Source organism: Spongiimicrobium salis (assembly GCF_043678055.1).
GTDB lineage: Bacteria > Bacteroidota > Bacteroidia > Flavobacteriales > Flavobacteriaceae > Spongiimicrobium > Spongiimicrobium salis.
In genome coordinates this window covers 732,847-749,901 of the sequence record NZ_JBHEQA010000001.1, presented here as the reverse complement: position 1 = coordinate 749,901, position 17,055 = coordinate 732,847, and the positions used below count along the sequence as shown (strand labels likewise).

General features: G+C 40.5%; 12 protein-coding genes. 11 read left to right on the top strand and 1 reads right to left on the bottom strand.

Annotated features, from left to right (window positions below):
* Window positions 1-72 precede the first annotated feature (72 nt).
* The 7 genes from ACEXOE_RS03445 to ACEXOE_RS03415 all read left to right on the top strand — a co-directional run bounded on the left by ACEXOE_RS03445 (window position 73) and on the right by ACEXOE_RS03415 (window position 12,835).
* The gene (locus tag ACEXOE_RS03445) at window positions 73-2,370 is read left to right on the top strand and encodes an NADP-dependent malic enzyme (protein WP_394747328.1); all 2,298 of its coding nucleotides are present in this window, start codon (window positions 73-75) and stop codon (window positions 2,368-2,370) included.
* Between the two features lie 53 nt (window positions 2,371-2,423).
* Window positions 2,424-3,005, top strand: a complete 582-nt coding sequence (gene ruvA / locus ACEXOE_RS03440; RefSeq protein WP_394747327.1) for a Holliday junction branch migration protein RuvA — start codon at window positions 2,424-2,426, stop codon at window positions 3,003-3,005.
* A 5-nt stretch (window positions 3,006-3,010) separates the two neighbouring features.
* On the top strand, window positions 3,011-10,192 hold the full coding sequence (sov, locus tag ACEXOE_RS03435) for a T9SS outer membrane translocon Sov/SprA (RefSeq protein WP_394747326.1): 7,182 nt from the start codon (window positions 3,011-3,013) through the stop codon (window positions 10,190-10,192).
* Between the two features lie 171 nt (window positions 10,193-10,363).
* On the top strand, window positions 10,364-10,744 hold the full coding sequence (gene gcvH / locus ACEXOE_RS03430; protein WP_394747325.1) for a glycine cleavage system protein GcvH: 381 nt from the start codon (window positions 10,364-10,366) through the stop codon (window positions 10,742-10,744).
* Window positions 10,737-11,144, top strand: a complete 408-nt coding sequence (locus ACEXOE_RS03425) for a VanZ family protein (RefSeq protein WP_394747324.1) — start codon at window positions 10,737-10,739, stop codon at window positions 11,142-11,144. The genes gcvH and ACEXOE_RS03425 overlap by 8 nt, the downstream gene beginning before the upstream one ends.
* Before the next feature lie 54 nt (window positions 11,145-11,198).
* Window positions 11,199-11,918 carry an energy transducer TonB gene (locus tag ACEXOE_RS03420; RefSeq protein WP_394747323.1) on the top strand — a complete coding sequence of 240 codons (720 nt, stop codon included), beginning with the start codon at window positions 11,199-11,201 and terminating at the stop codon, window positions 11,916-11,918.
* 110 nt (window positions 11,919-12,028) lie between these two features.
* Entirely contained in the window at window positions 12,029-12,835 is an 807-nt protein-coding gene (locus tag ACEXOE_RS03415) for an energy transducer TonB (protein WP_394747322.1), read from the top strand.
* A gap of 76 nt (window positions 12,836-12,911) precedes the next feature.
* Here ACEXOE_RS03415 and ACEXOE_RS03410 read toward each other — a convergent pair whose 3' ends face one another.
* The gene (locus ACEXOE_RS03410; RefSeq protein ID WP_394747321.1) at window positions 12,912-13,817 is read right to left on the bottom strand and encodes an MBL fold metallo-hydrolase; all 906 of its coding nucleotides are present in this window, start codon (window positions 13,815-13,817) and stop codon (window positions 12,912-12,914) included.
* Between the two features lie 120 nt (window positions 13,818-13,937).
* Between ACEXOE_RS03410 and cyoE the strand changes: the two genes are divergently transcribed.
* The 4 genes from cyoE to ACEXOE_RS03390 all read left to right on the top strand — a co-directional run bounded on the left by cyoE (window position 13,938) and on the right by ACEXOE_RS03390 (window position 17,032).
* A complete protein-coding gene (cyoE, locus tag ACEXOE_RS03405) occupies window positions 13,938-14,852 on the top strand; it encodes a heme o synthase (protein ID WP_394747320.1) in 915 nt (304 codons plus the stop codon).
* Window positions 14,853-14,877: 25 nt separating this feature from the next.
* Window positions 14,878-15,459, top strand: coding sequence for a cytochrome c oxidase subunit 3 (locus ACEXOE_RS03400; protein WP_394747319.1), 582 nt, complete (start codon window positions 14,878-14,880; stop codon window positions 15,457-15,459).
* Window positions 15,460-15,609: 150 nt separating this feature from the next.
* On the top strand, window positions 15,610-16,584 hold the full coding sequence (locus ACEXOE_RS03395; protein WP_394747318.1) for a cytochrome c oxidase subunit 3: 975 nt from the start codon (window positions 15,610-15,612) through the stop codon (window positions 16,582-16,584).
* A 64-nt stretch (window positions 16,585-16,648) separates the two neighbouring features.
* Window positions 16,649-17,032, top strand: coding sequence for a cytochrome C oxidase subunit IV family protein (locus tag ACEXOE_RS03390; RefSeq protein WP_394747317.1), 384 nt, complete (start codon window positions 16,649-16,651; stop codon window positions 17,030-17,032).
* Window positions 17,033-17,055 lie beyond the last annotated feature (23 nt).

Genomic DNA, 17,055 nt, shown 5'->3' with positions numbered 1-17,055 from the left:
TAAGCTTTAAGATTTGCTATGAAATCTTAGAAGAATAGGAGTATATTTGCTATTCACTAAAGAGCAACAGGAATGAGCAATGAAAAAATGAGAAAGGAAGCATTGATTTACCATGCGAAACCCCAGCCCGGTAAAATTAAGGTAGTACCTACAAAGCCCTATGCTACCCAACGTGATTTGGGATTGGCTTATTCTCCTGGTGTTGCGGAACCCTGTTTGGAAATTGCTAAGGATAAAGACAATGCCTATAAATATACGGCCAAGGGAAATATTGTGGCTGTAATATCCAACGGAACAGCAGTATTGGGGCTTGGTGATATTGGCCCCGAAGCTTCCAAACCTGTTATGGAAGGAAAAGGGCTTCTGTTTAAAATTTTTGCAGATATAGATGGTATCGATATTGAATTGGATACTAAGGATATTGACAAATTTGTAGAAACCGTAAAAACCATCGCACCAACATTTGGGGGGATAAATTTGGAAGATATTAAGGCACCCGAAGCCTTTGAGATCGAGCGACGATTAAAGGAAGAATTGGATATTCCGGTAATGCACGATGATCAACACGGTACTGCCATCATCTCTGCGGCAGCACTGTTGAATGCCTTGGAAATTGCAGACAAAAAAATAGATGAAGTCCGTATCGTAGTGAGTGGCGCGGGAGCAGCTGCAGTTTCGTGTACGCGTTTGTACAAAGCCTTTGGTGCAAAAGCAGAAAATATTGTGATGCTGGACAGTAAAGGAGTGATACGGCATGATCGTGAAAACCTGACCAAGGAGAAGGCAGAGTTTGCGTCCTACAGGCAGATCGATACCTTAGAAGAGGCTATGAAGGACGCAGATGTTTTTGTTGGACTATCCATTGCAGATATCGTTTCTCCTGAAATGTTAAAGTCTATGGCCGGTAATGCCATTGTTTTTGCGATGGCCAACCCTAATCCTGAAATTGCGTATGATTTAGCCTGTCGCACTCGTGAAGATATTATTATGGCCACGGGAAGATCAGATCATCCCAACCAAGTGAACAATGTTTTGGGCTTTCCATTTATCTTTAGGGGAGCTTTGGACGTTAGGGCTACCGGAATCAATGAGGCTATGAAGATGGCTGCCGTTGAAGCCCTTGCCAAACTCACTAAGGAACCTGTGCCAGAACAAGTGAATATTGCTTATGGGGAGACAAGATTGACTTTTGGAAAAGATTATATTATTCCCAAACCTTTTGATCCAAGACTTATTGCCGAAATCCCGCCGGCCATTGCCAAAGCAGCTATGGAAAGTGGAATAGCTAGAAAACCAATTGAAGATTGGGATCAGTATAAGGAAGAGTTGAGACAGCGTCTGGGAAGTGACAATAAAGTAATGCGATTATTGCACAATCGGGCCAAGATGAATATCAAGAAAATAGTATTTGCCGAAGCTGATCATTTGGATGTCCTTAAAGCTGCCCAAATTGTATATGAAGAAGGGATTGCCCGTCCTATATTATTGGGTAGGGAAGAGGTGATTTCCGAATTAAAGAAAGAGCTGGAGTTTCATGCTGATATTCCTATCATTGATCCTACAGGAGATGGGTCTAAAGAAAAACGGGAAAAATATGCCCGCACTTTTTTCGAAAACAGAAGACGAAGTGGGGTAACCCTTTATAGCGCCAAAAGAAAAATGCGCCAAAGAAATTATTTTGGTGCCATGATGGTATTGGAAGGCGATGCCGATGGAATGATCTCTGGGTATTCCAGAGCATATCCTACGGTGGTAAAACCAATATTTGAGGTCATAGGAACGGCTTCCAATGTAAAGAAAGCATCCACGGTCCATATTATGATCACCCAGAAAGGACCTTTGTTTTTAGCCGATACTTCTATTAATATCAATCCTAATGCTGAAGAAATTGCCGAAATTGCGCAAATGACGGCCAATGTGGCTTCTACCTTTGGTTTTGACCCCGTTCTGGCATTGTTGTCCTATGCCAATTTTGGATCTTCAACACATCCCAATGCGAAAAAGGTCCGGGAAGCGGTCCGTTTGCTACATGAAACCAATCCGGACTTGATCGTGGATGGGGAAATTCAGACCGATTTTGCCCTGAACAAGAATTTGCGACAAACGCAATTCCCTTTTTCCAAGCTTACCGATAAAAAAGTAAATACCTTGATTTTCCCCAACTTGGAATCGGCAAATATTACCTATAAATTGCTAAAGGAATTGAACAAGGCAGATTCCATTGGTCCTATCATGGTGGGGCTGCGAAAATCTGTACACATTCTTCAATTGGGGGCAAGCGTGGACGAAATGGTGAATATGGCAGCGGTTGCCGTAATTGATGCTCAGGAGCGGGAAAAGAGAAAAAGGGCCAAATTGGGGTATAAGTAGGAAAGGAACCTTAATTTGCGCTGAACAATATAGCATACTAAAGAAAAAAATAAATGATCACCCATTTAAAAGGAAAACTTGTAGAAAAGAACCCTACGGATGTTGTTATAGAGTGCTCGGGGATAGGGTATTTGGTGCATATTTCATTGCATACATTTTCTAAAATTGCCGATGAAGAACAAATTCAGCTGTATACCCATTTGCAAGTACGGGAAGATGCCCATACCTTGTTCGGTTTTGCGGAGAAATCTGAACGTGAGATATTTAGGCTCTTATTGTCCGTTTCAGGTATCGGGGCAAGTACGGCCAGAACAATGTTATCCTCACTTTCCCCTGTACAAGTCAGAGATGCCATTGCCAATAATGATGTAGCTTCCATTCAGTCGGTCAAGGGGATCGGAGCCAAAACGGCGCAGCGCGTCATTTTGGATTTAAGGGATAAAATTTTAAAAGTTTACGATATTGATGAAGTTTCCACTACTTCGAACAATACAAATAAAGATGAAGCGTTATCTGCATTAGAGGTTCTTGGATTTGCGCGAAAACAGTCAGAAAAGATCGTTGACAAAGTACTCATGCAAGATCCTACACTAAGCGTCGAAAATATTATTAAACTCTCGCTTAAAAATTTGTAACAAGTTTGAAAAAAGGGGCAAAATTATTTCTTAAATCATCATCATTTAAGTCTTTCATACTATTCATTATTTTTTCTACGGCAATACACACTTCCTTTGCCCAAGAAACCAATGAACAAGAGACCGATTCGGTTAAAACGGGCTTTTCCTTGGGGAAACTCGCTATAAAAAACCCAAATAGTATTGTGTCCAAGTATACGTATGACCCTAAAACAGATCGTTATATCTATACGGAAAGTGTTGGGAAGTTCAATATCAACTACCCCATTATCCTAACGCCACAGCAATATTATGCCCTCGTAAGAAAAGAAAGTATCAAGGCATATTTCAAAGAAAAAAACGATGCGCTGTCCGGTAAAAAAGAAGGTAGCGAACAGGCGCGAAAAAATCTACTGCCCAATTTTTACGTCAATAACTCGTTTTTCAAAAGTATTTTTGGAGATGGCCCCATTGTTATAGAAACCCAAGGTTCGGTGGCTATGGATTTAGGGATAATTTGGCAGAAAAATGATAATCCGGCGCTTTCTCCTAGGAATAGAACCAATCTTTCTTTTGATTTTGACCAGCGTATCAACCTAAGTCTCTTGGGGAAAATAGGAGAACGCTTAACGGTAACGACCAATTTTGATACAGAGGCTACTTTTGATTTTCAGAATTTGGTAAAATTGGATTATACCCCTACGGAAGATGATATTATCCAGAATATTGAGATCGGTAACGTAAGTATGCCCTTAAATAGTTCCTTGATTACTGGAGCGCAAAGTCTTTTTGGGGTAAAAACCGATTTGCAGTTTGGGAAGACTAAGGTGACTGCTGTTTTTTCGGAGCAAAGATCTCAAAATAGTTCCGTGGTCGCCCAAGGTGGAGGAACATTGAATGAATTTGAACTTACAGCCTTGGATTACGATGAAGACCGACACTTTTTCCTTTCCCAATATTTTAGAGATCAATACGATACGGCCTTAGAGAGTTATCCCTTCATACGGAGTCCGGTGCAAATTAGTCGAATTGAAGTGTGGGTGACCAATAGGAGTCAGCAAACTTTGAACGTGAGAAATGTAGTGGCGATACAGGATTTGGGAGAAACGGTAGCGGAACAAACAAGAATTGGAAGGGAAAATGGAGATCCAGCAGGATTTTTCAATGTTTCAGCGGCTTCTGGTTTTCCCCAAAATAGTGCCAATGACTATGATCCTGGTGCGATAGATGCCGGAGGCGTTTTAAATTCTTCCATACGGGACATTGCTACCGTACAAGCCGGATTTAATATCCCTGGCTATACCGTAAATCAGGGTTTTGATTACGCTATTCTGGAAAATGCAAGGAAACTGGAACAAGGAAGGGATTTTACCCTGAACACCCAATTGGGATATATTTCCTTGAGTCAACGTTTGAGCAATGATGAGGTTTTGGCAGTTGCCTTTCAATACACGGCCAATGGGGAAGTGTTCCAAGTAGGGGAGTTTGCCAATGGTGGAATTGATGCCACTACGGTAGCCCCAGGGGCAGTGGTCACCAATCCTCAAATCAGCAACAATACCTTAGTACTAAAGCTGTTAAAAAGTAATATCACGCAAGTACAAGATCCTATTTGGGATTTGATGATGAAGAATATTTATTCTACAGGTGCTTTTCAATTAAGTGAAGAAGATTTTAGGATGAATATCCTGTATTCCGACCCCACCCCACGAAACTATTTAACACCAGTAGAAGACTTTCCTCCACCAACAGGAGGAAACCGGCCTTTACAGGATAGAATTCTTTTGGATATCTTCAACTTCGACCGCTTGAATGTCTATAATGACATACAGCCAGGAGGAGATGGTTTTTTTGATTTCATTCCCGGAATTACCATAGATACGCAATCCGGAAATATCATTTTTACGAGAGTTGAACCTTTTGGTGAATCCCTATTTGAAATTTTGGGTGGAGGTGTATACGATGTGGAGAACGATCAAGGCTATAACGCCAACCAGGTGCGCTATGTGTTTCGAAACTTGTATACCCAGACCAAAGCGGCTTCCCAAGAAGATGCGGAGAAGAACAGGTTTGTGATGAAAGGACGGTACAAATCGCAAGGGAGTGGGGGTATTCCCATTGGCGCTTTTAATGTACCACAAGGATCCGTACGCGTTACGGCAGGGAATAGGCAATTGCAGGAAGGTATTGATTTTACGGTGAATTATGCGGCGGGGACGGTACAATTGTTGGACCCCAGCTTAGAGGCATCCAATACGCCGATCAATATTAGCGTGGAGAATAATGCTATTTTTAATCAGCAGACCAGACGTTTTACGGGAATCAATGTAGAACATCAAATTAATAAGAATTTTGTTTTGGGAGGTACGTTTCTGAACCTGAGCGAACGTCCTCAGACCCAAAAATCCAATTTTGGACAAGAACCTGTGAACAATACCATTTTTGGGTTTAATGGAAATTTCTCTACAGAACTTCCCTTTTTGACCCGTTTGGTCAATAAACTACCTAATATAGATACGGATGTTCCCTCTAATTTGTCCATTCGTGGGGAAGTGGCGGTTTTAAAACCAAATTCCCCGAAAAATGCAGATTTTCTTGGAGAGACCACGACCTATGTAGACGATTTTGAAGGAGCACAATCCTTAATTGATATTCGTTCTTCATTGGGATGGACGTTGGCCAGTACACCTTTGGAATTTGGAGATGGTTCCAATCAGCTTTTTGGAGTTTCCCCGGAGGATCCCGCAAACCTTCAAAATGGTTTTGGAAGGGCAAAAGTGGCTTGGTACACCATTGACCCTATATTTTATACAAATCAAAGACCGGCAGGAATTGGAGATGACGATATTTCCCTGAATGCCACGAGACGAATTTTTATTGATGAAATTTTCCCTCAAATAGATATTGCCCAAGGACAGACAACGGTGCAGAATACCTTGGATATTGCCTATTATCCCAATCAAAAAGGGCCATATAACAATAGTACGACCTTTAATACAGAAACTCCCGATGATAAATGGGGTGGTATTATGCGTCCGCTGAGCAGTACCAACTTTGAACAATCCAATGTGGAGTTTGTACAGTTTTGGGTGTTGGATCCTTATGTAGATGGTTCGGCTACCAGCTCCGGAGAATTGGTCATCAACCTTGGAAATATCTCGGAAGATATTTTAAAGGACGGTAGAAAGCAATATGAAAATGGATTGCCCGGTGTGGCCAGCAATGACCTTACAGCACCTTCTTCTTGGGGTCAGGTACCCTCAACGCAGTCTTTAGTATATGCTTTCGACGTAGATGAGGCCAGCAGAGCCTTGCAAGATGTTGGTTTTGATGGATTGAACGATACCGAGGAAGCCGCCATTTATACCAGTAATCCAGGAGATGATCCGGCTTTGGACAACTACCAGTATTACCTTAATAGAGAAGGAGGGATTCTGGAAAGATATTTGGATTTTAATAATACGGAAGGAAATTCTCCCATTGCAGTTACCAATACCAATAGGGGATCTACTACTTTGCCTGATGTGGAAGATGTGGATCGGGATCTTACATTGAATACCGTAGACAGTTACTTTGAATACCGGATACAAATTAGACCCAATACCACCATTAATGATCAGTATGTAACCGATATCAGTGAAGGCCTGACTCCAGATTTGCCCAATGGATCTCAATTGAACAGAAGATGGATACAATATAAGATACCCTTGAGCGATTTTACCGCAGCTCTTGGTGGAATAAGCGATTTTAGATCCATTAGTTTTATGCGAATGTATCTTACTGGATTTTCGGATGATATCGTATTGAGATTTGGAACACTGGATCTTGTTCGTGGGGATTGGAGGGCATATACAAGGTCACTTCAGGAAGATGCTGTAGACAACGACCCCTCTGATGACGGCACCTTTACCGATGTAAATGCTGTAAATATTGAAGAAAATAATACAAGAACGCCTATCCCTTATGTATTGCCTCCTGGCGTAGAACGTCAAAGAGCCAATAACAACAATACCATTATTCGTCAAAATGAGCAGGCATTATCCTTTGTCGTAGAGAATTTGGAATCGGAAGACGCCAGAGGGGTATTTAAAAATTTAAATATTGATGTTAGACAGTACGAACGTATCAAGATGTTCTTGCACGCGGAGGAAATTGTAGAATCTGATTTTCCTGAAGGGGAGACCCCTTTGATCGGGTTCCTTCGCATTGGTACGGATTTTACAGAAAACTATTATCAAATTGAAGTTCCGCTACAGTTTACACCTTTCGGCAGTACTGCCAGGGATGTTATATGGCCGGCCATAAACGAATTGGATGTCGCTTTTGATGATCTTTCCAGAATTAAGTCTTTGAGCATCGCCAATCAGACCCTGGACCAAACTACCTTTTATGAAATCATCAATGGGGAATTGGTTCCTGTAGAACAGTTTGCACCTAGGACAGAAGGAGTGCAACGGATCGGAATTAGGGGGAACCCTTCTCTTGGAAGTATCCGAAGTATGATGGTTGGGGTACTCAATACCGATCGATTGCCTGCCCGAGGAGAGGTTTGGTTCAATGAATTGCGTTTGGAAGGATTGGATAATAATGGTGGCTGGGCCGCAGTGGCTGCAGTGGACGCCAATATTGCCGATTTTGCCAACATCACCGCAACAGGAAGTAGAAGTACTTCTGGTTTTGGTTCTATTGATCAACGCCCTAACGAACGATCAAGGGAAGATGCCATTTCCTATGATGTGGTGACCAATGTTAATGTGGGACAATTGTTCCCCAAAAAATGGGGCTTGCAAATCCCGTTCAATTATGGGATTTCGGAAGAATTGATTACCCCGGAATTTGACCCCGTATTTGATGACTTGAAGTTGGAAGATCGTATTGCTGCAGCGGAAACAGCCGAAGATGCCGAAACTATTGAAAAGCAAGCCGAAGATTATACCAAACGGACTAGTATCAATGTCATCGGTTTACGAAAGGATAGAGGAGAAGATGCCGATGCCAATTTTTATGATATTGAGAATTTTACCTTCAACTACTCCTATAATGAAACCGATCATCGGGATTTTGAAATTGCCAATTTGAGGGACCAAAATGTAACTACAGGTTTTGTCTACAATCATAATTTTAAACCTTCTACAATTGCTCCTTTTGCCAAAAAAGATTCGCTGTTCAATGGCGACTATTGGAGGTGGCTAAAAGAATTGAATTTTAATTTCCTGCCCACAAGTGTTTCCGTAAACTCCAATATAAACCGATCGTTTAACCAACAACGTTTTAGAGATGTATTGGAACCCGGTGTGGATGCTTTGCAATTGCCTTTGTTACAGCAACGTAACTATTTGTTCAATTGGCAGTACGCTTTGAATTATACGGTGACCAAATCCCTTCGTGTGAACCTGACGGCCTCCAATAACAATATTGTACGGAACTACTTTAACCTTGACGGAGATGCAGATTCGGGAATAAATCAGGATTTAAATTTATGGGACGGTTTCTTTGATGTGGGGGAACCCAATAGACATTCCCAACAAATGCAGTTGAATTATGAATTGCCTTTTGATAAGATTCCGGGACTTGGCTTTATCAATACCCAATACACCTATACCAGTAACTTTGATTGGCAACGTGGAGGAGATGCCCTTAACGAACTCGCTAGTGAGGAAAGAGGAAGGGATGTGTCCTTGAATACCGTACAAAATGCCAATACCCACAATATTACGGCCACCTTGAATATGCAATCCTTTTATGATAATATTGGATTGAAAAAACGAGATGGAAAGGTACTGGCCAATAGTGCCCCTAGATTGGATAAGGCGGGCAATCCGGCGGAAGGCCAAAAAATCCAGAAAAAAACCAGTAAAGGCTTTAACACCTTGGTGGATATCCTTACCATGGTAAAGCGCGTCAATATCAACTACAGCGAAAACAATGGAAAAGTATTGCCAGGCTATACGCAATCCATTGGTTTTATTGGAACTACGAGGCCTTCTTTGGGCTTTGTGTTCGGAAGTCAGGCCGATGTGCGTTTTGAAGCGGCACGTAATGGTTGGTTGACTACTTTTACCGAGTTCAATCAACAGTTTATTGAAAGAACCACAAAGCAATTAAATATCACAGCCACAGCGCAACCCACACGTGACCTTACTATTGATTTAACGGCGAACCGGCAATTTACAAGTAGCTTCCAAGAGAATTTTAGGGTGAACGATTTAGGAAATGAGCAGTTTGAATTTGAAAGCCTCTTAGGAAATACTTTTGGAAACTTTAGTATCTCTACAGTATTGATAGGAACCGCATTCGGTAAAAGTGATGAGTTTGATTCTAAGACATTTAGGGATTTTCAAGATAGTAGATTGACCATTGCCAATAGAATCGCTGCGGATCGAAATCAGAATACAGGTGTGGTAGATGAAGATGGGTTTCCGGAGCGTTATGGAAAAACAAGTCAGGATGTGTTGCTACCCGCATTCTTTGCAGCCTACTCTGGGCAGAATCCCGATCGAGTAAACCTGGATGCTTTCAGGGACATTCCTATTCCAAACTGGAATATTAAGTATACGGGATTAATGCGCAATAAATGGTTCAAGAAGAAATTCAAGCGTTTTTCCCTAAGTCATGGCTATCGCGCGGCTTATAGCATTAATTCCTTTCAGACCAATTTGGAACGGCAAAATGTTACGATTGACCCTGAGAATGGGGATTTTCTACCAGAGAATATTATTAATAATGTAGTGCTTACCGATCAGTTCAACCCTCTGATCCGTGTAGATTTTGAAATGAAAAATTCATTGAGTGTTATTGCAGAGGTACGAACAGATCGTGCGTTGTCCTTGAGTTTTGACAATAATTTACTCACGGAGGTCAACGGAAAAGAATATACCGTAGGTTTGGGATATCGCTTTAAAGATGTGAAGCTGGTAACCAATATTGGAGGGGAGAAGACCCGCTTCAAGGGAGACCTTAACCTTAAGGCAGATGTGTCCTTGAGGGACAACATTACCATCATTAGAAATTTGGATATCGATAACAATCAGATTACTTCTGGTCAGAACTTACTTTCCATTAAATTTTCTGCAGATTATGCCTTGAGCCAAAGTTTAAATGCCTTGTTCTTCTATGATCATTCATTTTCACAATTCGCTGTTTCTACGGCCTTCCCGCAGACCACGATCAATGCTGGTTTTACACTGCGCTACAATTTTGGAAATTAAGAGCAATATAAAAGGAGGCAAGTGTGTCAATGCATTGGAAATAGAGGGCTGATGTGCGAGTAAAATGATGTCTTTCTGTCAAATAGTTTATCCTTTTGGTTTAGCGCATTTTTTTTTGAATAGCTTGTACTGATCTTATACATTTGCTGCATAACAAATTATAATAGCGATATGAACTTACCATCAGAACTAAAATATACCAAAGACCACGAATGGGTGCGTATAGAAGGAGACATTGCAACCGTAGGGATTACGGATTTTGCCCAAGGAGAATTGGGGGATATTGTATATGTTGAAGTTGAAACCGTAGATGAAACTTTGGATAAGGATGAGGTTTTTGGCACTGTAGAAGCCGTAAAAACTGTTTCCGATTTGTTCTTGCCTCTAACAGGTGAAATTATTGAATTCAATGAAGGATTGGAAGATGAACCTGAAAAAGTGAATACAGACCCTTATGGGGAAGGATGGATGATCAAAATAAAAATTAGTGATGCTTCTGAAATAGATTCTTTGCTTAGCGATGCCGGTTATAAAGAATTGGTAGGTGCTTAAGAAACACTTTTTTAAATTTTTTTTTGTAAGCTGGATGGTGTTGATGACACTGGCCAGCTTACTTAGTATATCGTTCCCGGATAACGATGACGATTCTTTCAAGTTTTTGCATGCCGATAAAGTCGTGCATTTTGTTTTCTACTTTGTCACAACCGTATTAGGAACACTCTTCTTGAGGGAAGTAGGCAAGGGAAGACGGGCTATTGTCCCTACAATTGTTAAGGCTACTCTCTTTGCTATTATTTATGGTGTAATTATTGAGGTAATTCAAGCAGTGTTTACCACGGAAAGAAGCGGTGATATCATGGATGCATTGGCAAATACCATTGGAGCAATAGCAGGTGCATTTTTTATTAAATATTTTTTTTCCGGGAAAAGGCAGTTAAAATGGAGATTATAATTGCTTTTTAATCAAAAAAATAATTAAATTAGCGAACCTTAAAATGTAAGTATTATGGAATTAAAGAAAAATCCAAAGGCAGATTTAAGAAAAAGGAGTAGTCTCTTTTTTGTTGTCGGACTAGCGCTGGTATTGGCTTTGGTCTATGGAGCACTGGAATGGAAGACCTATGATAAAACCAATAACTTTGACTATTCATTGAATGTTGAGGATGATTTGGATGAAGAAGTTCCAATGACAGAACAGATAAAAACACCTCCACCTCCACCACCTCCTGCTGCACCTGAAGTTATTGAGGTTGTTGAAGATGAAGAAGAAATAGAGGAGACGGTAATCGAATCTACGGAGACAAGTCAGGAAGAAGAAGTTATAGAAGTTGATGATGTAGTTGTAGAGGAAGAAATAATTGATGAGGATGTACCTTTCGCGGTAATTGAGGATGTACCAATTTTCCCTGGATGTGAAAAGGAAAAAGGAAAAGGTGCTGATGCCATGCGTGCGTGCTTTAACAAAAGTATGCAAAAACATATCCGTAAGAACTTTAGGTATCCAGAGATTGCCCAAGAAATGGGAGTTCAAGGACGGGTTAGTGTAATTTTTACGATTCAGAAAGACGGAAGTATCGGAAACATCAGAATGAGAGGTCCGGACAAAAACTTGGAAAAAGAAGCGGCTAGAATTATTGGTAAATTACCGAGAATGACTCCAGGAAAACAGCGAGGAAGAGCGGTTCGTGTTCCTTTTAGTATTCCAATTACATTTAAGTTGCAATAGAAAAACCACTTTATAATAGTTAAAAAATCCCCAGCCTAGGTTGGGGATTTTTTTTTGGTACACTTCTTGTGTTTCTTTTATAGTAATAATTCTATAAAATTTTAACTATTATGAAGAAACACACAGCAAAGACTGTTGCTGCCCACGGGAATGGGAGCAATAGCGAAGCAAACCGCAATGCCAAACCCAAAGGGTCCAAGCATGACGCAAATTTACGAAAAAGGGGGTCGCAGCGCTTTCAACTTGGCTTAATTTTAGCACTCCTATTGGTCTATATTGGCCTGGAAGCCTCGTTTAGAAATGTAGCGCCGATAGAATCTAAAGATTCCGCTATTTTGGAAGTATCTCTAATCGAAGTATATCCAGAATTGGAAAAAATTCGGGTAGAGCAACCTAAAGAACCTGAAATAAAGCCTCAGCGGAAGATAGTAAATCCGGATACGTTTAAGGTGGTCGATAATGATACTTTTGTTGAAGAAGCCAAGAAGGTGGTTGAAGTGATCGAAGTTCCAAAAGGGGAATTTAAAATAACGGAAATCCCGGATGAGGAAGAAGATATTATAGATGAGGTTCCTTTTATTTTGGTAGAGGATGTACCCATTTTTCCAGGATGTGAGAAGGTAGAAAAGTCCGAACGAAGAACATGCTTTAATGAGAAGATGAAAAAGCATGTGAAACGCTATTTCAGATATCCCGAAGCTGCACAGGAAATCGGACAGCAAGGAAGAGTGGATGTACTCTTTAAAATTGATACCGATGGCACGGTTACTGATGTTCAAATGAGGGGCCCCGCCAAAATTTTGGAAAAAGAAGCGGCGCGAATCATAGGAAAACTTCCAAAAATGACCCCAGGAAAACAAAGAGGCAATGCAGTCCGCGTACCCTTTAGTATCCCTATTACCTTTAAATTGAATTAGGGATTGAAAGCATATAAAAATCCGCTACAGGGATGAGCAAACTGTAGCGGATTTTATATTCCCTATTATCTAGGACTTAATCTTCTGTATAAAGGCTTTTGTAGAAGGTTTCACGCATTACTTCAGGTTTTATAAAGCCTGTGCCATGTGTCGCATCATAGGCAGCCGTGAGTGAACTGTCTGCTTTGATTTCTTCTTGCGATTTTCCCTCTTGTATTGCGGTAAGTACCTTAGCTTTTATAGTTTCCAACATTTCCAGATAGGCGATCATTTCCTTCTTATTGGAGGGTCGGCCATGCCCTGGAATAACTTTGGTGTCGTCGTTGATGACCATTAAAGCCTTCTTCTGTGCTTCGATCAAACCATCTACACTACCTCCACTTCGGAGGTCAATATAAGGGTATCTTCCTGCAAAATACGTATCGCCCATATGGATTACATTGCTGTCGGAGAAATAAATAATGGCATCCCCATCCGTATGCGCATTGTGGACATGTATGGCCATGATGGTCTCATCCCCATCATGAATGGTTAGGTCATCTGTAAACGTAATTTCCGGTAACATTAAGTCGTAATATTCTTGAGTGATTTTTTGGGCATCTAAATTGCGTTTCATGTTTTCCTGAATACGCACACGGGCTTTTTGATGAGCAATAATAGAAGTCTGGTCGGTGTTGAATTTTGCATTTCCGCCCGAATGATCACCATGCATGTGGGTGTTGAACAAGAAAGAAATGGGTTTGTTGGATAAGCTTTCAATCGCCTTCATGATTTTGTCACTGATGGGAGCAAATTGATCATCGATCATAAATACATTTTTTGTTCCCACATAAATCCCAATATTGCCCCCGCGGCCTGTTAGCATATATACTTTATTGGAAAGCGTGTCAATGGAAATGGTAACTTCATTATTTTGAGCACTCAAGGGAATGCTGCAAAAAAGAAGAGTGAATAATGCAATAAAGAAGGAATTTTTGTTCATGATCAAATCGTTTTGTGTTTCTAAATGAAGGAATAGTCGGTAAAGTTAAGAGAAACATACCCATTTCGTTGCAAAAATAGCATTCTGATCGTATCTTTGCAGCCGTATTAAATAGGAGTAATGAAGACCGCGGTTAGCACAGCAAAAAGTACCTCTTGGTCCTTAATTTTTGCTGATTTTAAGGAGATTACCAAAGCAAGACTTGCGATAAGCGTTGTATTTTCTTCTATTGCAGGCTACCTTCTTGGAGCTCCCGAGATTCACTTTTCAGCCTTGTTTTTGCTTGCCTTTGGAGGGTATTGTATGGTGGGTGCATCCAATGCGTTTAATCAAATCGTAGAGAAAGATTTGGACGTATTGATGAATAGGACGAAGAACCGCCCTATTCCAGCAGGTAGGATGAGCGTGAATGCTGCACTGACTTTGGCTGTAATCTTGACCTTGCTAGGAGTTGTTTCCCTGTATGTACTTAATCCTAAAACGGCAATGTTCGGGGCCATATCCATCTTTTTGTACGCCAGTGTATATACCCCTTTGAAAACAAAAACCCCATTGGCGGTTTTCGTGGGAGCCTTCCCTGGAGCCATTCCTTTTATGTTGGGCTGGGTGGCCGCTACCAATGATTTTGGTATAGAGCCGGGGACATTGTTTATGATCCAGTTTTTTTGGCAGTTTCCACATTTTTGGGCATTGGGATGGATGTTGGATGAAGACTATAAAAAGGGAGGCTTTAAAATGCTCCCCACTGGGAAAAAGGACAAGGGTACAGCTTTGCAAATTATTATGTACACCATTTGGATGTTGGTCATATCGGTAATACCGGCTTTTGGGATTACGGGGGCATTGCACTTATCCGTTGTGGCGGCAATACTCATTTTTTTAATGGGAATGGTAATGTTGTTCTTTGCGTTTAAACTGTACGAAAAAAGAGATAATAAAACGGCAAGACAGCTGATGTTGGCCAGTGTAAGTTATATCACCTTGATGCAGATTGTGTATGTGGCCGATAAATTTATTGTAGACGCTTTATTTTAAAATTGAAGGAATCTAGACAAAGGATATGGATTTAACGAAAGGGACAGAGAGAGAGAAAGATAGTAGGGCTAAAAAAATGATGTTGGCTTTCGGAATCGTAGGCTTATTCATGGGGTTTGCTGGCTGGACCAGTGCATATTTGGTAAGTAGGACAAGGGAAGACTGGGTCAGTACATTAGAATTGCCTTCTTCCTTTTTTGTAAGTACTGCAATTATCGTATTGAGCAGTCTTACTTATATTTTAGCCGTAAAATCGGTAAAACAAAATAAAGTCCAGCTGGGGACCGTTTTTTTGGTGTTGACCTTGGTGTTGGGGGTTTCATTTATTACGTTCCAATACAATGGTTTTACCCAAATGGTGGCGAATGGCTATTACTTTACAGGGCCTACAAGCAACATAAAGTTATCCTATGTTTTTCTAATTACAGCGGTGCATATTGCACATATTGTAGCAGGGATAATCTCCTTGTTGGTGGTATTGACCAATCAGTTGCGCAATAAATATAGTGCAGATAATATGCTTGGATTGGAACTAGGTGCTTTTTTCTGGCACTTTTTAGATATACTTTGGGTGTATTTAATCTTGTTTATGTACTTCGTAAAGTAATAAATAAGGGAGTTTTTGGTTTAGATGTTAGTGAATGCTAAGTCAAAATTTAAGGAATGAAATTTTTTGGCACATTTTGGAAGTCAAAAATTTTCTTTCAAGTAAAAAGATGTAAATTTGTGAAAATTTTATTAAAACGATAATTTATATATGGATTCTACGGTAACAACGGGTACGGAAGAAAACGTTTGGGGAGGTGGCAATGAGCCTTTGAAAGCAAGTTATGGGAAAATGATGATGTGGTTCTTCCTTGTTTCTGATGCCCTTACTTTTTCTGGGTTTTTGGCTTCTTACGGATTCTCTAGATTCAAGTTTATTGAAACATGGCCGATTGCCGATGAGGTATTTACCCACGTTCCATTTTTTCATGGGAATTTCCCAATGTATTATGTAGCCTTCATGACTTTTATTCTGATCATGTCTTCCGTGACCATGGTATTGGCTGTGGATGCTGGACATAAAATGCAGAAAACAAAGGTGATTTGGTATATGTTCCTTACCATCATAGGCGGGGCGATCTTCGTAGGATCTCAGGCTTGGGAATGGGCTACTTTTATCAAAGGGGATTACGGAGCTTTGGAAACCAAGGGAGGTAGAATTTTGCAATTCGTAAAGGCCGATACCGGAGAGCGTGCAAGTTTGGCGGATTTTGCCAAAGTACTTCCTGGAGAACGCGTTACACACGAATCGCAGGAAGGTATTTGGTATGATAGTGAAACAACACTGACGTCGTACTCCTTAGACGAGGTAGTAGCTGGTTTTAAATCCAATCCCAATATATTGATCCGGACCGAAACCATAAACGAGGAAGGGGAAAAAACGTTATTGACAAGAGAAGGTTCCCTGAAGAAAATTAAGGATGCTGTCCAAGTAGTGGAAGGAGCCAATCTGGTGCATAACGAATATGGAAGTCGCCTTTTTGCAGATTTCTTTTTCTTCATAACCGGATTCCACGGATTCCATGTGTTTTCCGGAGTATTGATCAACCTGATTATCTTCTTTAATGTTGTTTTAGGAACCTATGAGAAGAGAGGGCATTACGAGATGGTGGAAAAAGTAGGGCTGTACTGGCACTTTGTAGATTTAGTTTGGGTATTTGTATTTACCTTCTTCTATCTGGTATAAATTTAAAATAAGTATAACATCTGATATTACATCCGTATAGGATCCTATAATAAAAGTATATAAAATGGCACACGAACATAAATTAGCAATTTTCAGAGGTCTTGTAAAGTTTAAGAGTAATACCCAAAAAATATGGGGAGTACTGGCATTTTTAACTTTGGTGACGGCAGTAGAGGTAGCTTTGGGGATTATTAAACCCGAATCCCTTACAGGAAGCTCATTCTTGGGGATGAAGTTGTTGAATTGGATATTCATCATCTTAACGCTGGTTAAAGCCTACTATATCGCTTGGGATTTTATGCACTTGAGAGATGAGAAAAGCGCTTTGAGAAGAGCAATAGTATGGACACCGATTTTCTTGGTATTGTATTTGGTATTTATCCTGTTGTTTGAGGCAGATTATATCTACAATATCTATAAAGACGGTTTTGTAAAATGGAATTTCTAGTATAAGAGATATATAAGGAGAAG